This is a genomic window from Psychrobacter piscatorii (assembly GCF_904846415.1).
Taxonomy (GTDB): domain Bacteria; phylum Pseudomonadota; class Gammaproteobacteria; order Pseudomonadales; family Moraxellaceae; genus Psychrobacter; species Psychrobacter piscatorii.
In genome coordinates this window covers 1-22130 of sequence record NZ_CAJHAR010000020.1, presented here as the reverse complement: position 1 = coordinate 22130, position 22130 = coordinate 1, and the positions used below count along the sequence as shown (strand labels likewise).

Sequence of the window (22130 nt, the reverse complement as noted above, 5' to 3'; positions counted from 1 at the left end):
CAATCACCAAGTATACAGATGTACAGCGAAATTGTTATGATTGGCTGTTGATGCCTTGCAACCGACACGCTTATTTGTCAAACTATCGCTGAGTGTCACGCATTATGGAAGATGACCCTTATTGCCTACATAGGTAGTCGTTATAGACGATTATCTGTATAGGTCATAATAATTAAAAAGGACTAATACTATGACCCAGAAATCATTTCCAATCTCAGCCGAGTTTATGGCTGCTGCCAATACCACCCCTGAAAAGTATCTCGAAGACTACAACCAATCTATCGAATCAACCGAAGCAAATGATGCGTTTTGGGCGAAGCGTGCTGAGCTGATAGACTGGATAAAAAAACCGACTAAAGTCAGCAATGTCAATTATGACTTAGACAATTTTAATATTAAATGGTTTGAAGATGGTGAGCTGAATATCTCAGTAAACTGTCTAGATCGCCATCTTGAAGACAATCCCTATAAGCCTGCCATTATCTGGGAAGGTGACCATCCTTCATTACACAAGATTATTTCTTTCAAAGAATTACATGAAGCAGTCTGTCGTCTGGGCAACTCGCTACGCAAGCTTGGCGTTGGCAAAGGCGATCGTGTCACGTTATATATGCCAATGATACCAGAAGCCATGGTCTCGATGCTGGCATGTGCGCGTATTGGCGCGGTGCATTCTGTGGTATTTGGTGGATTTTCTGCCGAGAGTCTAGGCAATCGTTTGATAGACAGTCGCTCAAAAGTCGTTATCACGGCTGATGAAGGTTTACGTGGCGGCAAACATACACCGCTCAAAGCCAATGTCGATCATGCACTAGAGATGGATGGAACTGACAGTGTCGAAAAAGTCATCGTCGTCCACCGCACAGGCAACTCTATCCCAATGAGTGGTCGCCGCGATGTCTGGTATCACAATCTCGTTGATGGGCAATCAGAGATCTGTGAGCCTGAAGTGATGAATGCCGAAGATCCATTATTCTTACTGTATACCTCTGGCTCAACGGGCAAACCCAAAGGCGTCGTGCATACCACAGGGGGTTATATTACTTATGCACTATCTACCTTCCGTGACGTCTTTGATGTCAAAGAAGATGACGTCTATTGGTGTACTGCAGATGTGGGCTGGATTACAGGGCATACTTACTCTACCTATGCGCCACTTGCGAATGGTACAACCACGGTTATGTTTGAAGGCGTGCCAGAGCATCCAACATGGGCACGTATCGGACATATCATCGACAAGCATGACGTGACTATTTTATATACCGCACCAACCGCCATTCGAGCGATGATGAAAGAGGGTGATGCCTTTGTACGCGAGTCGGATCGCTCAAGCTTACGCTTGCTTGGTTCGGTCGGTGAGCCGATCAATCCAGAAGCGTGGGACTGGTACTATCATGTCGTTGGTGATGGTAAGTGTCCTATTGTCGATACGTGGTGGCAGACCGAGACAGGCGGTATTTTGATGGCACCTATCCCAGGTACTGTCGATCTTAAGCCGGGCGCCGCGATGACGCCACTATATGGTATTAAACCTGAAGTCGTCAATGCCGAAGGCGCAATCATAGACGGCGCTGCTGAAGGTAACTTAGTCATCAGTAGTGGTTGGCCTGGGCAAATGCGTACGATCTACAATGACCATCCGCGCTTTTTGAAAACCTATTTTAGCGATTATCCCGGTCATTATTTCACAGGTGATGGGGCGCAGCGTGATGAAGATGGACATTATTGGATAACAGGACGTGTTGATGACGTGCTAAACGTTTCTGGGCATCGCTTAGGAACTGCGGAGATTGAGAGCGCCTTGGTTGCTCATCCGGCTACTGCCGAGGCCGCGATTGTCGGTATGCCGCATGAGATTCGCGGGACAGGTATCTGTGCCTTTATCATTCTAAAGTCTGGCGAAGAAAAAACAGACGATCTAAAAGCGGAGCTAAAACGTCATGTGCGTGCTGAGATTGGGCCGATTGCGACCTTAGATGCCATTTATATGGTTGAGGCGTTACCGAAAACTCGCTCAGGAAAAATCATGCGCCGTATCTTGCGTAAGCTGGCAGAAGGCCAATATGTCGGATTGGGCGACTTATCCACGCTAGCGGACAGCTCAGTGATTAATGATCTGGTCGAACAGGTCAAAGCTGGTCGCGGAGAGTAGCTTGCTAAGTAAGTGCACTTATTAAAGACGTGGTTTAAATTCAACCTTTAGTATTTGCCTACCATTAGTACCTGCCATCAAAGTAGAATAAAAGCCATGTTATCGTGAATAGCATGGCTTTTTTACGTAGACGATATTGATATTGCGGTGTTTTGACGATTCAATATCAATGGTTAATTAACATTGCTACCTACTAGTTGCCCGCCATATAACAGATCGTCTTACCGTTTATAGATGGTAACGACTCATAAATACTCTATAAGGTTTACTGCCATTATGACTGATCATGCTTTGCTCTCAACGGATGAATCCTCGCCAAAAATCGCTATCATTGGTGGCGGTTTGACAGGACTACTAACCGCGACACTGCTAGAATGTGCCTCAAACCAGACACACGGACTATCCAGTACGCCACAAATTACTATTTTTGAAAAATCACGCAGTGTCGGCCGGTTAGCGACGCGCTATCGCACCGACAGTGATACAGGTAAAAACTGGCAATGGGCATTTGGCGCACAGTTCTTTACGGCAAAGACCACTGGTTTTCAGCAGTTTATTGCCCCTTGGTTAGATACCGGGCTGCTACAGCCATGGTGTGCCAACGTGGTCGAGTTAACGCCCGCAAATGATCATGGTCAAGCACCCGATATCCAAAGTAAAGAGCAATGGGATACCGTGCATGCGCGCTATATCAGCACACCGAAAATGACCAGTTGGGGACGTGAGTTAGCCGTTGGGCTCAAGCACACAAACATAATGTTCAAAACGCGTGTGGCTCCGCTTGATGAGCATACCACTCACTCAAATGATAAAAAAACTCAGCTATTTAATGAGACAGGGGAGAGCCTCGGTTGGTTTGACTGGGTCATTTGTACTGCACCAAATGGTCAGGCAGTAGAGCTGATGGCAGATAGTGGGTTTAATCAGCAAGATAACATTACCCAGCCGCAGATGCAGGCTTGCTATACGCTGATGCTCGGCTGGGACAATACCCAAGAATTACCTGAAACATTAAACTATCAAGCAGCAGCGCAGTGGGATGTTGCTTATTTAAATAATACGGTACTCGATAGAATATTTATTGAACATCATAAGCCTGGACATGATGAGCTATTACCAAGCATCACCATTCATGCGCGTAATGACTGGTCAGAAGCTCACGTCGATGATGATTTGGAGACAGTCAAAGCCGCGTTATTAATGGCAGCGCAGCGAGCCTTAAACTGGAATGATGACCGCGCCCCTAGCCAAACAGATTGTCATCGTTGGCGTTATGCGGCTACTATAATAGATACAGATACTAAAGAGTTGGGTATCTTAGTTGATGAAATCAGACAGTGGATTGTCAGTGGAGACTGGTGCGCACGCGGCAATATTGAAAGCTGCTATCAGGTGGCGCAGCAAACCGTTGAGGCGATCTATAAGACAAGATAACGGCGCTGTGATGGTCTGTCAGTAGCGCTGGTTTGCAACTGAAATTTAAAGATACTTTTTATCCCATATGAGAGGCTATTGTATCAGCAAAAAGGCAAAAAAAGGCCCACAGAGGAGGTGCTGTGGGCTGAGGAAAACGGGCTGTGCAGATTGGTCACAAGTTCCGTGGTCGTGATTTATTATAGTTATTGGCTTTCTATACACTTATTTATTAGGGCAGTAATGACCAATACAATAGGTACATATATTTGCTTACATATTTAAGTGTACAAGTGTTTTGTGACAGTTGCTATCATAACCCGACTGACTGCTATTTGGCTGTTTTGGTTACAGTATATTACGTTATAAAAACACTAAACCGTATGATCAATGCATTAAGCTTTTATTTGGCTAGTAATCTATTTAAGTAGTAAGTCTTATGCCAAGCTATTTAAGTAATACGCCATTAAATAAATGGTAACGTCTCAGCGTTTTTTACTATTAATCTCTATAGAAGCACTCAATGCTTTCAAGAAATTATATCGATATGACAAGAGACATCTGATATTGATACCTTTGGTGACTCAATCGCTGCAGAGATGGCATGACGGCTTGCCGGAAAAATGCTAAGCTATCTGCCATTATTATGTCTATATTAAACTGGGTTTGCCATGACTGAGAGCACGCATTTGCATACGCAGGAGCCGTCAAGTTCGCAAAATACCAAGAGTATTTTTAACTTGCCCAATAATCTTACGATTGCTCGTATCTTGATGATTCCGTTGTTTGTTGCAATTGCTTACTGGCCGCCTGCCATGGGTATAGGCTTGCCTGCAATCTCAGACAATGTCATTGCGCGAGTGGGGATGAGTGAGTTTAGCGATAGCCTATTGCGCCATTTATTATTAACCAGTGTTTTTATCATTGCGGCGATTACCGATTGGCTTGATGGATACTTCGCTCGTAAATTAAATGTCATGTCAGCGTTTGGGCGTTTTTTGGATCCTGTCGCTGATAAATTAATGGTAGCCGTCGCCCTGATCGTTCTTGTGCAATGGCATCCTAATATTATCATGGCAATCGCTGCGATCGTCATCATCTCACGTGAGATCGCTGTATCCGCATTGCGCGAATGGATGGCAGAGCTGGGCAAAAGCACTAGCGTCGCCGTGTCCTATGTCGGTAAGTTAAAAACGACGTTTCAGATGGTGGCCATTACGGTACTCTTATTAAATTGGGAGTCGCTTGAGACGATCGGTTATGCGCTGATGGTCGCCGCTGTTATATTGACGCTTTGGTCGATGATGATTTATCTCAAAGCCGCTTGGCCGTACCTAAAGCAAAGTGGCTAATAGTGAGACAAACAATCATAACCTGCATAAAAAACGCCAGCCGCATTAAGTGACTGGCGTTTTTTATTTGTCTACTTTTACTGTTCTTACTGTTCTAACGACTAAAGCATTACAGCTCTATCGAAAAATTCTCACCCAAGCTTTTTTCAATGGCAGTGTCAGTGACTGCCGCCGCCGCCATTTTGACAGCGCTAGTGATGGCATTACCATTCGCCCAATATTCAGCACCATGTGGGGTAACTTTGATTAGCTGAACGCGTGGGTCCTCTTTGCCTTTTTCAAAATACGCATTGTACATAGGCGACCACAGCTCATTGAGTTTTTCTTCGTCTTCAACCAGTTCGGCTGTACCAGCGATAGAGAGATATTTTTTGCCATCTTCACTGACGTAGGCCAAGTTCACTTCTGGGTTCTTTTCAATACTGCTCACGGTTTCGCAAGGGCTGTGACCAATAAACCAAATTTCTTTTGCGCCGATACTGGTTTCAGTGGTATTCATCGGGCAAGAATGTAGATGGTTTTCATCATTACGAGTGGTCATCATGGTGTATTTGATGTCTTTTACCATTTCTTGGATGGTGTCCATTTGTTGTTGCTTGCTCATCATAGTTATCCTTTACTATTTAAAATTTGGAGTAAAAATTATTATTCGGTAAGCGTGACCTAGAGTACTAATAAGGTGGTCAATGATGCCTATTAAATGATGCCTATTAACAGTTATCAATATAGCGATATCACCTAATAGAACGATACAGCTGGTCTGTAATACCCTGTGAAAGTTTGTAATTATCTGCGTGATTTTATTCAGTAGATGATTTACAAATCAAAAAGTACTGTCTAAAAATAGCCTTACCAAAAATAAGGCAATAAAAAACGCCAATAAACCGAAGTATATTGACGTTTTAAGCGACTCATTAACTTAACCGTAGATTTATCTGAGCCAAATCGAGTTATATGTTGCTTCTAAACTATAGCGATACTTCAAACTGCTCGCCGATGTCTTCGGCTGTTTTGCCATCTTGTAGCGCAGCGGCTGCCATTTTGAACATATTAATAGTAGAGCTACCACCTAACCAGCACTCAACGCCATGTGGGACGACTTTGATTAGCTGTACGTTTGGATCTTCTTTACCATGCTCAAAGAATGCATTGTAGACTGGTGACCATAGTTCTTCTAATTTGTTTTGGTCTGTTGGTAACTCAGCATTGGCGCTGACAGAGACATAATCTTTTTCATCTTTAGAAGCATAAGACAAGCCAATTTTTTGATTGTTCTGGATGTCTTTGACCACATCTGATGTTTTGTCGCCGATGAACCAAATCTCTTTACCACCGATACTCGCTTCGCTGGTTGTCATTGGCCAAGCATGTACGTCACCTTTACTATTGACGGTGCTTAACATTGCAAATTTTACATCTTTGATAACGTCTTGGATTTTGTCGATTTGTTCTTGCTTATTCATAGAGGATTTCCTTTTCTTTATAGTGATTAGGTGGTTAATTATTTGTAGTAATCATTTTTATTCAGGGTAGATGTAATTCATCTCTTAAAAAACATCGCCTTAACAACTGGAACTAGAATACCGAGTTATGCCCTTGTATTTATATAGGTGCCCAGTAATGCGATGTGAGTGTTTGTAAGGAGTATGAGGGTTAGGTAAAAATTGTGTTATCAAGCATCAAAACAATTAGGTCTAAGAAGTATCGAAGCAAAACTGTAGCAGATAGTGAGTCAGTTAGACTCGGCATTTAGCACATATGTGATGCTGACAGAAGACAACTTATCGGCAATTTATCTTGGTTTAGACCTGCTTATTATAGGTCTTCTTGTTATAATACCCAGACCATTTACTTAGCATGGCAGAGATGCCTTGATCTTACGGATTATGCCTTTATGATGACCATCGCCGGACAACCGTTTCTTACCGATTTTCAGACGCAGCAACTCATCAGTCAGTTCCAGCAAAAAACCGAGCTAAATGTTAGTCAAATAAGTACTCAGCAAGTCTATGTGCTATCACGCGAATTGAGCGGTGATGAGCATAAAAAAGCGCTAGATTTACTGGCGGTTGACGCATCAACAACGCTAGATGCGCCGCAAGACAATCAACGACAAGTGATCGTTGCGCCGCGCTTTGGTACCATCTCACCATGGGCAAGTAAAGCGACCGATATCTTTAATAACTGTGAAATTGAAATCAATCGTGTTGAGCGTGTGGTTGTTTATACGTTAACCCTCGATGAAAAAACAGACGGTGACGCAGGCGAAAAACTACCAGTAGACGCTGAGCAGTTGTTGTTTGACCGTATGACTCAGAGCTTGGTGTATGACTTGAGCGATGTCAGCAAATTGTTTGATGATCAAGCGCCAGCCTTATTGAATCATATCGATGTCATCGGACAAGGCCATTCAGCGCTAGAGTCTGCCAATACTGAGTTCGGCTTTGCGTTATCCAGTGAAGATATCGACTATCTGATGAATGCTTATGTCAATGAGTTGAAACGCAATCCAACGGACGTTGAGCTGATGATGTTTGCACAGGCAAACTCAGAGCATTGCCGTCATAAGATTTTTAATGCTCAGTGGACAGTTGACGGCGAAGCACAGCCAAAATCATTGTTCCAAATGATCAAAAACACTTACCAGTCGAACCCACAAGGTATCTTATCAGCGTATAAAGACAACGCTGCGGTGATGGCGGGGTCTGATGGTATGCGTTTTTATCCTATCCCAACGGACGCGATGGATGCCAACTCAATCCATCCTTATGGATTTCATCAAGAAAACATCGATATCTTGATGAAAGTTGAGACGCACAATCACCCAACCGCAATTGCCCCGTATTCAGGTGCAGCGACTGGTTCTGGTGGTGAGATTCGTGACGAAGGCGCAACGGGTCGTGGCGGTAAGCCAAAAGCCGGTCTAGCAGGTTTCCACGTGTCGCATCTGCATATTCCAGAGCTTAGCGAGAAATGGGAGCAGTCAGGTCAGCTGAGCACGCAAGCTTATGGTACGCCAGACCGTATGGCAACCAGTCTTGAGATTATGCTTGATGCCCCATTAGGTAGCGCCAACTTCTCAAATGAATTTGGTCGTCCAAATTTATGCGGTTATTTCCGTAGTTTTCAGCTAGATACCTCTGCGGCAAAAGACGGTAGCGAGATGCGCGGCTATCATAAGCCAATCATGCTGGCAGGTGGTTACGGCAATATCAAACGCAACTTGATTGAAAAAAATGCTATTAAAAAAGGCGATTTGCTCATCGTTCTGGGTGGGCCTGCGATGCAAATCGGTCTGGGCGGCGGCGCAGCCTCATCGGTCGATAGTGGCGAGCTTGATGAAGGTTTGGATTTTGCTTCAGTACAGCGCGACAATGCTGAGATGGAGCGTCGTTGCCAAGAAGTCATCGATCGCTGCTGGGCGCTGGCCGGAGATGATGTAGACGCCAGTAATAACAGTAAAGACGGCAACCCAATTGTCTCACTACATGACGTAGGCGCAGGTGGTCTGTCTAATGCGATGCCAGAGCTGGTCAATGACCATGAAATGGGCGCGCATCTGAACTTGCGTAAGATTCCATCGTTAGAAGCTGGCATGTCGCCAATGGCCATCTGGTCAAACGAAGCGCAAGAGCGTTATGTCCTCGCGATTCGTCCAGAGAGCAAAGATCAGTTCGATGCCATCTGTGCCCGTGAGCGCTGCCCATATGCCATCTTGGGCGAGGCGACGGATATCCGTCAGCTAATCGTTGATGATGAGCTATTGGCTGAGCAACCAGTCGATATGCCGATGCAAGTACTGCTCGGCGGTACACCGAAAATGCAGCGTAGCTTTGAGCGTACCGAGAGCACGTTGCCAGCATTAGCGCTTTGTGATGTCAATCTAGCCGAGTCAATCACCGATGTATTGCGTCACCCAACTGTGGCAAGCAAATCGTTCTTGATCAGCATTGGTGACCGCTCTATCACCGGTATGGTCGTGCGTGATCAGTATGTGGGTCGCTATCAAGTGCCTGTATCAGATTGCGCGGTGACGGCGTCAGGCTTAGTGGCGTTAGATGGTCAGCCAATGACTGGTGAAGCAATGAGTGTCGGCGAGCGTACGCCTGTTGCGCTTATCAGTCCAAAAGCCTCTGCACGTCTGGCCGTCGGTGAAGCGATTACCAATATCGCGGGCGCGCGTATCGCTCAGTTGTCAGACATCACAATGTCGGCGAACTGGATGGCAGCATGCGGTGATGATGCAGAAGACGCTGCACTCTTCGATGCGGTACATGCAATCGGCGAAGAGCTATGTCCAGCACTCGGTATCGCTATCCCAGTCGGTAAAGACTCGCTATCGATGCGTGCTAACTGGAGTGATGAAGAGGGCGCTGATAAATCAGTCGTATCGCCAATGAGTTTGGTCGTCACTGCGTTTGCCCCTGTCGTTGACGTGGCAAAAACGCTAACCCCTGAGCTAATCAATGGCGACAGCGCGTTCTACCGTATTGACTTGTCTAAAGGTAAATTGCGTCTAGGTGGCTCAATCCTTGCGCAAACGCTAAGCCAGCTCGGTAACGACTGCCCAGATCTTGCGCAGCCAAGCGACTTGATCGACTTTTTTAACTTTATCCAAGCGGGTAACGCGCAAGGCGTCATCAGCGCTTATCACGATATCGGTGATGGCGGTCTGCTGGCGACTATCGCTGAGATGCAGTTCACCAGCCGTCAAGGTATCAAGCTGTCATTAGATGATGACAACTTACTCGGTCAGCTGTTCAGTGAAGAGCTGGGTGCGGTCATCCAAGTATTGCCAGAGAACGTCGCAGCGCTCATGCAATTGGCAGAAGAATTTAACGTCAGCGATATGCTCAGTCTCGTCGGTCAAAGCTCGGAAGAAGACAGCCTGCTAATCCAAACGCCAACGCTCATGGGTGATGATACTCTACGCTTTAGCCGTACTGAATTGCAGCAAGCGTGGACGCAGGTTAGCTATCAAATCGCACGCCTGCGTGATAACCCAGCGTGCGTACAGCAAGAGTATGACTTGATTAGCGACGCGAGCCATAAAGGCCTGATCGCTGCGCCAAACTTTGATCTGAATCAAAAAGTAGAAGCGCCTTATGTAAACAGCCGTGCTGATGCTAATAATAGCCAACCAAGAGTCGCTATCTTGCGTGAGCAAGGCGTCAACGGTCAGACAGAAATGGCAGCAGGCTTTACCCAAGCGGGCTTTGAAGCGGTCGATGTCCACATGAGCGATCTACTCAGTGGTCGCATCAATCTACGTGACTTCGACGGTCTGGTCGCTTGTGGTGGCTTTAGTTATGGTGACGTACTCGGCGCAGGCTCTGGCTGGGCGAACTCTATCTTGTTCCATGACGAGCTACGCATGCAGTTTGTCCGCTTCTTCGCCCGTCCTGATACCTTTAGCTTGGGTGTCTGTAACGGTTGTCAGATGATGGCGCAGTTAAAAGACCTCATCCCAGGGGCGGAAAACTTTCCACGCTTCATCGCTAACAAATCAGCGCGTTTTGAAGCGCGTACTGTCAACGTAAAAGTTGAGCGTACCAAGTCGATCCTGTTCAAAGGGATGCAAGACAGTATCTTGCCAATCGCGGTGGCGCATGGTGAAGGCTATGCCACGCTGAATAATACCGAGATCGACGGTATGGCAAACCACGGTCAGCTTGCGATGCGTTATGTCGATAGCCAAGGTCATCCAACCGAGACGTATCCGCTCAATCCAAACGGCTCGCTCGGCGGTGTCACGGGTCTATGTAGCACCGACGGTCGCGTCACGATCATGATGCCGCATCCTGAGCGTAACCTAAAAGCCTATAACCACAGCTGGAAACCAGAAGAGTGGGACGAAGATGGCGCGTGGATGCGTATGTTCCGTAACGCTCGCGCTTGGTTTAGATAGACTAAGGCTTTTTAGAGTATTGTTGTAAGCATAAAAAAGGTGGGCTTCGGCTCACCTTTTTTGTGTTTGGGTTTTGGTTCTATTGGGAGCTAATCCTGCTTTTCGCTACTATCTTGGTCGTCCACTGAGGCGGTGGCTAAGGCTATAGGCGTTCCAACATTCGAGCAACCACCTCTAGCCAAGCCTCCGCAGCCCAGTGGCCAACCAAGTATATCCGCTGCAATCAGGGCTAAACTGCACCCCGAGTTAACTATAATACTTTTGCTCGGGTTAAAATTTCAATTCTATAGCTTTAAATTCTATACCTCTTTTAAATGCTTGACACCATGTTGGATAAGAATCTTTAGCTCTACCAATTACGTATGATTTAAGTTCTGAATAAAGAGCTTCAAATCTCTCATAGGTAATAGTAGTATTTAAGTAGCTTTTGTATAAATTGAAAATTTCATCTGTCTTTACTTCAATAATTGACTTTCTAACTCTAATAAACGGAAATATAAAATACTTTATTTCATCAACTTCTATAAAAATCTCTTCGAAAGCCTTAATGTTTTTCATTGGAAAAAACGAGTAGTCAATGTCTTCAAGAGCAAGTTTAATACTGTAACTTTCTTCATCAAAACGTAGCAAACTGCTTAACGTTATGAGATTAAGATGATGTGGAGTATCTATTTCTTTGAAGAGATTGTTATTGATAGGTGTTTTCGAGAATAAGTATTGACCTTGATGGGATCCTGATTTTTGCGAATTAGAATATACATATGTTTTAAAGCTGTATTCCGACAATATAGTTCTAAACCTATAATTCTTAACTAATCGGCTAAGTAGAGGACTATTTATGATTTGTGATTGATCTAAAAATTCATTACCCTCAGTCTCCTTCAGAACTATCGAAAAACCAGAATATGATGTAAACCTATCTTTATCTAAAATATCTTTTATCGTAAAGTCATCATGAATTTTAAAGCTTTTCCATTCCTGATCATCAGCATAATTTAGAATTTTATTTTCGAGTAATTTAGTTAACAATGAGAGCTTAACTTTACTATTATCTAGCATAGGTAAGGCATCGAACGTACCCTCAGATACTTCTTCCAAGAATTTTAAAAAAGTATTTTGAAGTATGCTGACTACTTTTTCTCCATCTTTAATATTATCTCTACTTAACTCTAGGAGAGAGGTTGCATTCTCACTATAGTCAGTTTAATATAAAATCGATACAGCCCATATCATGAAAAAGTTTAGGTAAATTATTCTCCATCCATCCTTGGCGTAGAAACTTTGCTTGTGCCCATTTTTTCTCGATGGGATTTAGATCAGGACTATAGGGCGGTAGAAATAAAAGGCGATGGCCATGCCTATTAAGCAGTCGTCGTACTCGTTTATGAAAGCTTGCATTATCCATCACAATCACGCATTTGGTCTCAAGACTAGGTATTAGCGAGTGCTTGCACCAGTTATAGAATATATCTCCATTGATATTTTTCTCGAAGTAATCAAGTGCAAATAATGCTTTTCCGTACAGGGCACCAATGACGTTGGTACGTTTTTTACCTTGCCAATTATAGCGATCGATACAAGGTTTACCTATCGGTGCATAGCCATAAGGTCTTATAGTCTCAGCCTCAAAGCCACTTTCATCCATATAAACAATAGGATAGCCTTGAGTCATATAATCATTCAAATGATTGAGGTAATTAGCTCTTTTTATCGGACAGGCTTTTGGATGTTCTAGTGTCTTTTTTTTGACTGATATTTAATCGTTTTAAGGCATGATGAATGCCTGTTTTGCTACAGTTTAATCGTCGGGCACGTTCATACTGATAGTCATCAGGATACTCTTTGACATCGTTCAGCAAAACGTCATCAGGTATTCTAGTCGGCGCTTTATCTCGACCTTTCTTAGGCTCTAAAGTCTGTCTCCAGCTATGTATGGTACTGGTGCTAAGCTCGTAAAAAGCAGCAGCTTCTCTAACAGTCAGACCATTATCGATGCTAGACAGTACTTGTTTACGATAGTCTATTGAGTAAGTCATGGTTTATCTGAATAGTTGATTGGTTTTTATGTGTTGTATCGGTTTTATCTGAACTCTACTATATATATGTCGATAGAAAATTTGAAAAAAGGTAGGTCGTTAATCCCGTTTGTAAAAGTAATTGCTTTATTATTTTTGAAGTAAGTTATAAATTGCCCTCTAAAAAAAACTGCTAAATTGTTTTGCTTAGGAAACTTACGATTATATGCTCTAAAATTTTCTATATCTTCTGAGTCATCAATTTTTAATTTTAGTAGAGCTTGAGTCTCATCACACCAGTAAGCTTTCCTGTAGGACTCATCTTTTGGCATATCGAAACTTTGAGAAAGATAGTCTTCCAACTTTACAAAGAAGTCAGGATAAATTAAATTTACAGTTTTATTAGTAGCCTTCTTATAAATATCTTCTAACGTTTGTAAAATAGGCGAGTAGTTTTGATATAAAAAATAGGTTTTAGGGTCATAAATCTGACTTTCGACAATATTATTATTTAAAGACTTATTCACACTTAGTTTAGTTCCATAATGATCTAAGTCGTCAATTTCCTCAATGAAGCAATAACCTGCTTTACCTGATAAGGGAGAGTTTAACTCTATTTTTAAACTTTCATGAGTTAGCCTACTTTTAGTAAAAATGGTTATTTTCTGTTGTTCTGTAGGTAAATTTCTCATAAGTAAAAAAGCACTATGCAAACCAATACCAAACTCTCCTGATGGTCTCATCCAAACAGGCATTTGACGAATAATTTTCTGTTTCTCTTTATTGTTTTTAGAACCAGCAATTCTTTGCATATATTCAAGATCTTTACGAGAGATACCTATACCATTATCTTCAATAATGAGCTTCCAAACGGTATGTCCTTCATATGTATTAGGTTTTTCGAAGTTTAAAATTATGGGGTATTGCTTGAATAGAGTATAAGTATCTTCATTATAAGGATTATTGTTTCTTGGGAGTTTCTTTTGACTATGATCTTGCCCATGTTCAAGCCAAACTCGAATCATTGTGGCATCTATCGCATTTTGAATAAGTTCTCGATAGATACTCATGTCGTCTTTATAGAGGTTGTTACCTTGTAGCAATTCAATAGCACTTCGCTCATCTAACGAGAATTTCATTGGTTTATCGTTAAGTAAAATCTTTTTGTCGGTCATTTCAACATTAAGCTTATTTATGGTCGGGAGTAAACCAAACTCTCGACTAGGTACGATGTTTTTCCATTGTGACATCTGGTTTTGAATCTCTTCACGAATCCAATCAAACCAGTTACGACATTCTATATATGCCATTTCCGTACTGCATATAGCAGTCACGCTTACTGTTTCATTATCCAGCTGAAACTCGCGAATCGCTTGATGCTTGTGTTTATGAGTTTCACTAAATGACGGCATATTACCGACTTGTCTCGCCATGACTGGACAAAAGCGGTTGTCATCGATATCGAATAAATCCCCTAGACGTAATAAACAAGCGACAAAACGAGGATGGCAGTTCTCAGTACCCATACCTGTTTGACGGAACGGTAAATCATTCATAACATAGTCAAAACCTAGTCCATGCGACCAGCATATTTGACCAAGATAACGATATATACGTTTGGGAAGGAGCTCAGTACGAGGAGAGCTAATACCAAGTTTCTCAAAGGGATCTAAAACCACTGAGTTTGAGTTTTTAGCATGACCACGACGATACCACTCAGCAACCATCTGACGATATTTTTCTACGCCTGTATGTGGATCTGAATGATTGACAAGTGCTTTATTCCAGCCATCTTCGTGCCACACTTTGGCAAATTCATGTAAGTCTTGCGTATTGTCATTAGCTAAACTTTCGACATATTCTTTGAAGTCATCTTCTTCAAAGACTTTTTGAACTTCATCAGCATTGAATAACATACCGATATCATGCCAGTAAGTCGCTTCTAAGATTAGCCATGTGTCTGTCGCTGTTAGCTTTTCAATGTTGTTACCAAGTAGACGTTCGATATTGACGAGTATTTGCTGTGAGTGCGATTCATTATGACTACTAAAGTGTGGGTAATAACTACCCACATTTTCGAGCGACTTACCGACAAGCTTTTCATCAAACTCCCATTGCGACATCAGTATTCTGGTATTGCTGTCTTCTTCGGTTTTTCTTTTTAGATGTTTGATTAAGCCTGCGCTCATGGTAAGTCCCTTTTAATTTCTACATATGACGTTTGAGTTTTATATTACTTATCAACATAGGTTGATTTTACCGTAAACGTATGATGAACTGATAAAGAATTTATTGAAGCTAAATGAAAATTATCCTAACTAGCATACTTCCTATTTGGCAGCGGCAATAAGATGAACTTATGCTCACCCTTTCTTGATTGGGTTGCGCGCGCTTAAAGACGGTAAATTAGTTTGGAATTGAGTCTTAGTGATATTGATATGTCTTGACGACATCACGGATTTATAAAAATGGTCAAGTGTAGGTGAAAATTGAATAATGTAAGTAAGCTTAATATTTTATTAAATGTCATAAACCAACTTTTTGCCGTTGGTGACTATGGTGTCAATCATATTGAGTTCTTATTCATCGGGGTTAGAAATTTATTAGAAGAGGATAAGGTAGTAAGAAAAATATTTTTTAATGAATTAGCAAAAAGTTTTAATGGATTAGATGATTCGCATAAGTATCATGATGACTTGATAGCTGATATAGACCCTGATTTATTGTGCTATTTGGCTCATACAACTCGTTGGTCAGAGTTCTATGAATTTGTTGAACACAGACAACAGGCTATTAACAGTCAGAAAAAAGTTAAATACGCTGAGGATTTATCCGACGCTATACAAGAAGCTTTACAACCTAACTGGGAAGATGCTGAATTTTATAATAAAATTAAATAATGAGTTAACAATGTGTTGGGTCTCGTTCCTTGATACTAACTATAACTATTCGTTAAACATAGCATTTTAATCAAAACAATTCCTATTGCGAAACTTTTTATCTCTCATATCACTTTTCAATACCCGAAAAAAAAACGGCACTGAAATCAGTACCGTTTTATAAGTCGTGATAATGTAAACTCTAACCACGACTTCTCAAATGCTGAATCGCCAAAATCAATCCCAGCTTAAAATCACCTTACCGCATTGCCCACTTTCCATGATATCAAAGCCTTCTTGAAAGTCATCGATGTGCATGCGATGGGTAATGATTGGCGACAGATCAATACCGCTAATCAGCATTTGCTCCATCTGATACCACGTCTCCCACATCTCACGCCCATAGATACCTTTTAGGGTTAACGCCTTAAAGATAATCTTGCTCCAATCCACCGTGGTGGTGTTAGGTAAAATACCCAAGAGCGCAATTTTAGAGCCGTTATACATGTTACTAATCATCGAATCAAAGGCTTGAGGCGAGCCTGACATCTCAAGCCCAATATCAAAGCCGTGCATTTTTAGATCCTCGATAGCGCCTTCGATGGTTTCGCCTTTGGCTGGGTTGATGGTCATCGTGGCACCCATTTTTTTGGCAAGCTCTAGGCGATAATCACTGATATCGCTGACCACAATATTACGCGCTCCGGCAAATCGGCAAATCGCCGTTGCCATGGAACCAATCAGTCCTGCACCCGTAATCAGCACATCTTCACCAAGGACAGGGAATGAAAGGGCAGTATGAGTGGCATTACCAAAGGGGTCCATAATGGCGGCCATCTCATCGCTGATACGCTCATCGAGTTTGATGACATTATCGGCAGGTATCACCAAATATTCGGCAAACGCGCCATCGCGGTCAACGCCCACGCCTATGGTGTTTTCGCATACATGTAGCTTGCCACGGCGGCAGTTACGGCAATGTCCGCAAGCGATATGGCCTTCGCCTGTGACGCGATCACCCACTTCCAGATGCTGGACGCCATCACCCATTTCACTAATGACACCGACGTATTCATGTCCGATAATCATCGGCGTCTTGATGGTGTTTTGTGACCATTCATCCCACTTATAAATGTGCAAATCTGTCCCACAAATGGCAGTTTTTTTGATTTTAATTTTTACGTCATTGATGCCGACGGTCGGTTCTGGCACGTCTTGCATCCAGATGCCTTTTTTGTCATGGGCTTTAACCAGTGCTTTCATACTTTTCTCTTATTTAACGGTGTTGCATTTCGTTGGTGAATCTAGATAACTGTCGAACGACGCTTAATCAATCACCTTCATTTGTTTGGCGACTTTGGTAAAGGCGGCGATACACTGGTCGAGCTGCTCGCGCGTATGGGCAGCAGAGAGCTGGACACGAATACGAGCCTCGTCTTTGGGGACGACAGGGTAGAAGAAGCCAATCACATAGATGCCTTCCTCAAGCAGCGCCTCTGCCATTTGTTGCGAGACAGTGGCGTCATAGAGCATCACCGCACAAATGGCCGATTCGGTGGGTTTGATATCGAAGCCCGCATCTTGCATTTGCTTCACAAAATAGGCGGTATTTTCATGCAGTTTGTCTTGTAGGGTATTGTCCTCTGCTAGCATCTCAAACGCTTTTAACCCGGCGGCCGCGATCATGGGCGGAATGGAGTTTGAAAACAGATACGGGCGTGAGCGTTGACGAAGCATCTCAATCATTTCTTTTTTACCCGTCGTAAAGCCGCCAATCGCACCGCCAAATGCCTTGCCCAAAGTACCTGTAATCAGCTCAATATCACCGCGCAGATCAAACAATTCAGTCACGCCGCCACCAGTGCGACCGACCACGCCTGCTGAATGACACTCGTCAATCATGATCATGGCATCATATTTTTGTGCCAATGCATAAATCTCATCCATCGGCGCCACATTACCATCCATTGAAAACACGGCATCGGTGACAATCAAACGAAAACGCTGTGCTTGCGCCGCTTGTAGCTGAGTCTCTAAATCTTGCATATCCGCATTGGCATAGCGATAACGCGCGGCTTTACACAGGCGCACACCATCGATGATTGAGGCATGGTTTAACGAGTCAGAAATGATGGCATCTTCGCTGGTCAGCAGTGGCTCAAAGACACCGCCATTGGCATCGAAACAGGCCGCATAAAGAATCGTATCTTCGGTATTAAAAAACTTAGAAATCGCTGCCTCTAATTGCTTGTGCAAATCTTGCGTACCACAAATAAAACGTACCGATGACATGCCATAACCTGAGTCTTCAATGGCTTGGGTAGCCGCCTTTTTAATCTCAGGATGGTCAGACAATCCAAGGTAATTATTGGCACAAAAGTTCAGCATTTCACGGCCGTCGGCGATCGTGATGAGCGCATCTTGCGGAGAGGTGATAACGCGCTCGTTTTTATACAGCCCTGCGTCGCGGATATCGCTGATTTCTTGCTGTAGATGCTTCTGAAAGGCTTGATACATAAAGATTCCTTTTTTACTATTATTGGCGTTTGCTTAGGGTTTTTTGATAGAGCCAAATTATTTGCTTATTGATGTGGGTTAAGCACAGATGTCTAAATACTGACGCACCACATTATCCATACCTTGCTCTAGTGATTCAATCGTAAACGCATGACCGATAGACACCTCAGCGATATTACCAAGACCGAGCAATTGGGCTAAGTTCTCTAAATTTAAATCATGACCGGCATTGACGCGAATGCCGTTGTCACTGGCGAGGGTAATACAGTCGTCAAAGCGTTGCTTGACCTCATCGAAGTCAATATTGTCATCGTTCTTACCATTACTGTAGGCGCGCGCCCATTCTTCGGTATACATCTCGATCGTTTGCACGTCACTGTCGATGACTGCTTTGATTTGCTCGATATCAGGATCGATAAATACCGCGCAGCGCGTGCCAAACCCTTGCAGCTCATGGCTCAACGCTGAGAGCATGTCTTTATGTTTGATGATATCGAAACCATGATCGGAGGTCAGTTGATCTTCGCTGTCGGGCACGAGGGTACATTGATGCGGTTTGACCTCACGGATAATCTTTAAGAACTGCTCGTTCGGGTTGCCCTCGATATTGAACTCAATCTCTGGATAGTCTTTTAAAAAGGCGCTGATATCATAGACATCTTGGTATCTGATATGACGCTCATCAGGTCGCGGATGCACAGTAAAGCCTTTGACACCTAAATCAATCAGCTTCTTCACGAAGTACAGTAGGTTGGGATAATCTGTGCCGCGAGAGTTTCTGATTAAAGCAAGTTTATTCAAATTGACACTAAATAGGGTGCTCATCATATGTCCTTTTTCATTGTTGTTATGGATAGATTGTTGGTTATTAATACTTAATTTTAGTAGAAGTCATCCCGACTAGCATACTTCATATTGAGCGCCTGCAATATCGCATAGGTTTCGCTATCCATATTACCGGTTGGCTGCTGCGGTCTGAAATGCAACTGAAACGCATAGATGACATCGCGGCTAGCCTTGTCCCACTCGTCGCTATTATTGATTTGATAGCCGTATTTGCGAAAGGCTTGCTTGATTTCCTGCACGCTTGGCGCGACCAAGGTACGCCGATTCATAATTTCTTGCTTGTCCGCTTCATCATACCAAGCGCCGATACCGTACTCTTTATACAGTCGCTCCCATGGGAATTTGGCACCCGGGTCGATCTTGCGCGAGGGTGCCATGTCCGAGTGACCGATGATGTTCTTTGGTGAGATATCATAGCGTCTGGCGATATCTTGCACCAGTTGCGCGACCTTTTTAATCTGCAATTCATCAAACGCCACATAATGATCATAAGGATGGTAATCCATATTGCCATTCTTTAGCGCGTCTCGATATTCAGGCTTGATTCCTGCATTGACGATTTCGATGCCGATAGACGTATCATTGAGGATGGTTCGACCTGAAAAGCCACCGTCGCCTGCATGCCACGCGCGCTCAGATTCGGGTACGAGGTTATAAATTTTATCATCGTCACTGTCTAAGACCAGATAGTGCGCGCTCACATTGCCCGTAGTCAATGTTTTGATTGAGCGCTCGTTGTCTGAGACCGTGTAGTGCAGGACGATGGTTTTGATGCGCTGGCTTTTACCAGTCGATTGATAGGTGTCGCTGTCGACGTTGTAGTTTTTGGTTGTTGCTACTTGCGGCGCTGTGGTCACGCAGCCAATTAAAGGCAGAGTTAAGCCAAGTGCTAAGAAGATGTTTTTTACCATGAAATGCTCTATATAGGAAGAGTTGTGGTTATAGCTTCGTTTGCGTTTGATGCTATTGGTGTCTATTTCGTTCGACAGGTAAATGCTACTTTCCGTTAACTAACGACAGACTTAACGTTAGGATTGACTGCGATTTTTTTATAACCAATTGCCCCGAGCAGAATAAAGAATCCCAATAAGACATAAGCATTAAATGATAGCGCCGCTGGTGAAAATGGTAGTAGTAATAGCGATATAAAGACCACACTGATCAATACAGAGAGATAATTTAGTAAGCCTGCCTGTTTCTTTTTTCGCTCATTGATAAGGTCAGCGGTCGTGACATAAGCGAAGCCAACCGTAATGCCCAAGGACGCCATCGTCACGATATCGAGTAGGTAGTTTCTACCTAGCCAAGGAGAGAGTAGACATACCAAGCATATCAATATAACGGTTTTTTGCTTACTAAATTGGTTGCGTTTATCTGTAAATACGCTAGGCAATAACGACGTGTCGCCCATAGATTCTAAGAGCTTAACTGATGACAATATAAAGCCGTTGATACCGCTCATTATCGAGCCAATCATAGCGATCGATAGCAGCCAGATACCGATGCTACCAATCCGATTGTCTATGCCTTCACCTGTCGCCCAGTGGCTGTCTTTGATTGCTTGATAGTCAAAGTTCATGTTTAGCGCGGTAAAGTAATTGATTAAAAAGTAAAACAACACACCTGCGATGAGTGAAATTAGGATAATACTTTTGGTCTTGGTTTTTGAATCGCTAATGGCTTTTGAAATCTGAGGTGTGGTCTCAAAACCAACATACGCCCACGGCATAACGGCCAAGATAGGTAACCATGCCAGACTGGTGATAGAGCTGCTAGACATATCAGCTTGCAAAAACGCTTGGCTCGTTGGTGTCATCCAAAGCGATGCAAAAAACAGCGCGGTGACTGATAGAATCATAAAGAGGGCAATATAGAGTTGGATTTTTGCGCCGACTCGTATGCCTTTTAAATTGATATAACTGAACAAAATAATAGCCGCGCTGCATAAGAACACTTCACTGGCGTAGACTTCCCAACCAGCAATCGTATACAGATAGCCTAATTGTAAGCCGCTAGGTAACAGATAGCGCAATAGCAAAGCGACAGCTGATATATTAAGCGCGATAATAGAGATATAGCCTATCGTGACGCCCCAACCATAAATATAGGCATGCTTGCGATTGATGTATTTTTCAATCCAATAGATACCGCCTGATTCATTCTCTGGCGTTTGGGTCAGCAAATTAATATAGGCACGCGCAACCATATAGATGGCTAAAGTACCGATAATAATAGCAATAGAAGAGCCTAGTAGCTGTGACTGTGGCAAAAATAAATCGCCTGGCATGACATAAGCACCCCAACCGATAATCGCACCAACGCTAATCGCTATCGCTTGTAGGTAGCTGATACTTTCTGTCTTTTCACTCATGGGGTGCTCCTTCACAATTAAAGATAGAGAAGGAGAGAGTGTTTATTATGGAGCTGACATAGAACATGAAAAACCTTGTGACGCCATTACGCAGGGTAGTGGCTATCTTTTATAAATAGAAAGTCATATTAAAGGTTTTTGTTGAGTGTTACCTTTTTAATCCTGTTGGATTTTCTTAGCCAGAACCTTTTTCCAACTGTCTTCCAAACATTCAATCTCGAGCCACGGCTCAATCACCTCAGCGTCAAACTTTTCTTTTGAATTGGACAATTGCCAAAGTGTCTCAAGCGTAGCAAACGGATAGGGACGTTTGACCAAGTAAACTGGTAAATCAGCGTCAATCATGCCATCACGCACCACTTGAAAATACCAGCCTGAGATACCTTGCTTACTGACCCATGCCGCAATATTGGGCACTTTGGTAAATTGCCCAATCTGATCGTTGATTTTGTAGCACGGGCGGCGCGGTTGGACGATGCGCAGTTTGAACCGCCCCGAGATTGTCGGAGACTCAACTTTCTGAGAGAATACGACAATGAAAACACGAAAATATACCCCTGAAATGAAAGAGCGCGCCGTCCGTATGCTAATTGAAGCTAAAGACGATTACCCATCCACCTGGTCAGCCATCAAAGCCATAGCGCCAAAGATAGGTTGCACGCCTGAGACCCTACGAT

General features: G+C 43.3%; 16 protein-coding genes and 2 pseudogenes. 6 read left to right on the top strand and 12 right to left on the bottom strand.

Annotated features, from left to right (window positions below):
- The first annotated feature begins 190 nt into the window (after positions 1-190).
- The 3 genes from acs to pgsA all read left to right on the top strand — a co-directional run bounded on the left by acs (position 191) and on the right by pgsA (position 4917).
- Complete coding sequence (gene acs / locus JMX83_RS09735; RefSeq protein WP_201601159.1) at positions 191-2152, top strand: acetate--CoA ligase; 1962 nt, start codon at positions 191-193, stop codon at positions 2150-2152.
- 276 nt (positions 2153-2428) lie between these two features.
- Positions 2429-3586 carry an NAD(P)/FAD-dependent oxidoreductase gene (locus JMX83_RS09730; RefSeq protein WP_201601157.1) on the top strand — a complete coding sequence of 386 codons (1158 nt, stop codon included), beginning with the start codon at positions 2429-2431 and terminating at the stop codon, positions 3584-3586.
- A 650-nt stretch (positions 3587-4236) separates the two neighbouring features.
- Positions 4237-4917: a CDP-diacylglycerol--glycerol-3-phosphate 3-phosphatidyltransferase gene (gene pgsA / locus JMX83_RS09725; protein ID WP_201601155.1), complete on the top strand. Its 681-nt coding sequence runs from the start codon at positions 4237-4239 to the stop codon at positions 4915-4917.
- Positions 4918-5026: 109 nt separating this feature from the next.
- Here pgsA and JMX83_RS09720 read toward each other — a convergent pair whose 3' ends face one another.
- Entirely contained in the window at positions 5027-5521 is a 495-nt protein-coding gene (locus JMX83_RS09720) for a pyridoxamine 5'-phosphate oxidase family protein (RefSeq protein WP_201601153.1), read from the bottom strand.
- Positions 5522-5885: 364 nt separating this feature from the next.
- Positions 5886-6380 (bottom strand): pyridoxamine 5'-phosphate oxidase family protein, encoded by a 495-nt coding sequence (locus tag JMX83_RS09715; protein WP_201601151.1) that lies wholly within the window; start codon positions 6378-6380, stop codon positions 5886-5888.
- Positions 6381-6811: 431 nt separating this feature from the next.
- On the opposite strand from JMX83_RS09715, the gene purL reads away from it, so the two are divergent.
- Positions 6812-10825 carry a phosphoribosylformylglycinamidine synthase gene (gene purL / locus JMX83_RS09710; RefSeq protein ID WP_201601149.1) on the top strand — a complete coding sequence of 1338 codons (4014 nt, stop codon included), beginning with the start codon at positions 6812-6814 and terminating at the stop codon, positions 10823-10825.
- Between the two features lie 270 nt (positions 10826-11095).
- Here purL and JMX83_RS09705 read toward each other — a convergent pair whose 3' ends face one another.
- The 4 genes and pseudogenes from JMX83_RS09705 to JMX83_RS09695 all read right to left on the bottom strand — a co-directional run.
- Positions 11096-11884 (bottom strand): hypothetical protein, encoded by a 789-nt coding sequence (locus JMX83_RS09705; RefSeq protein WP_201601147.1) that lies wholly within the window; start codon positions 11882-11884, stop codon positions 11096-11098.
- A gap of 139 nt (positions 11885-12023) precedes the next feature.
- Complete coding sequence (locus tag JMX83_RS09700) at positions 12024-12536, bottom strand: IS630 family transposase (protein ID WP_265089531.1); 513 nt, start codon at positions 12534-12536, stop codon at positions 12024-12026.
- Entirely contained in the window at positions 12523-12861 is a 339-nt protein-coding gene (locus tag JMX83_RS15245) for an IS630 transposase-related protein (RefSeq protein WP_227675808.1), read from the bottom strand. The genes JMX83_RS09700 and JMX83_RS15245 overlap by 14 nt, the downstream gene beginning before the upstream one ends.
- A gap of 548 nt (positions 12862-13409) precedes the next feature.
- Positions 13410-15029 (bottom strand): annotated as a pseudogene (locus tag JMX83_RS09695) (HD domain-containing protein); the annotation flags it as partial.
- Between the two features lie 300 nt (positions 15030-15329).
- Here JMX83_RS09695 and JMX83_RS09690 point away from each other — a divergent pair.
- Positions 15330-15740, top strand: coding sequence for a hypothetical protein (locus JMX83_RS09690; RefSeq protein ID WP_201601142.1), 411 nt, complete (start codon positions 15330-15332; stop codon positions 15738-15740).
- A gap of 216 nt (positions 15741-15956) precedes the next feature.
- On the opposite strand, the gene tdh is transcribed toward JMX83_RS09690, so the two are convergent.
- From tdh to JMX83_RS09660, 6 genes are all read right to left on the bottom strand, one after another.
- Positions 15957-16982 (bottom strand): L-threonine 3-dehydrogenase, encoded by a 1026-nt coding sequence (tdh, locus tag JMX83_RS09685; protein ID WP_201601139.1) that lies wholly within the window; start codon positions 16980-16982, stop codon positions 15957-15959.
- Positions 16983-17045: 63 nt separating this feature from the next.
- A complete protein-coding gene (gene kbl, locus JMX83_RS09680) occupies positions 17046-18236 on the bottom strand; it encodes a glycine C-acetyltransferase (RefSeq protein WP_201601136.1) in 1191 nt (396 codons plus the stop codon).
- A gap of 78 nt (positions 18237-18314) precedes the next feature.
- The gene (locus tag JMX83_RS09675; protein WP_201601133.1) at positions 18315-19061 is read right to left on the bottom strand and encodes a pyridoxine 5'-phosphate synthase; all 747 of its coding nucleotides are present in this window, start codon (positions 19059-19061) and stop codon (positions 18315-18317) included.
- A 56-nt stretch (positions 19062-19117) separates the two neighbouring features.
- The gene (locus tag JMX83_RS09670; protein WP_201601130.1) at positions 19118-19993 is read right to left on the bottom strand and encodes an N-acetylmuramoyl-L-alanine amidase; all 876 of its coding nucleotides are present in this window, start codon (positions 19991-19993) and stop codon (positions 19118-19120) included.
- Positions 19994-20088: 95 nt separating this feature from the next.
- The gene (locus JMX83_RS09665) at positions 20089-21453 is read right to left on the bottom strand and encodes an APC family permease (RefSeq protein WP_201601127.1); all 1365 of its coding nucleotides are present in this window, start codon (positions 21451-21453) and stop codon (positions 20089-20091) included.
- A 156-nt stretch (positions 21454-21609) separates the two neighbouring features.
- On the bottom strand, positions 21610-21936 hold the full coding sequence (locus tag JMX83_RS09660; RefSeq protein WP_227675809.1) for an MOSC domain-containing protein: 327 nt from the start codon (positions 21934-21936) through the stop codon (positions 21610-21612).
- Positions 21937-21988: 52 nt separating this feature from the next.
- On the opposite strand from JMX83_RS09660, the pseudogene JMX83_RS09655 reads away from it, so the two are divergent.
- A pseudogene (locus JMX83_RS09655) lies at positions 21989-22130 on the top strand (IS3 family transposase); the annotation flags it as partial.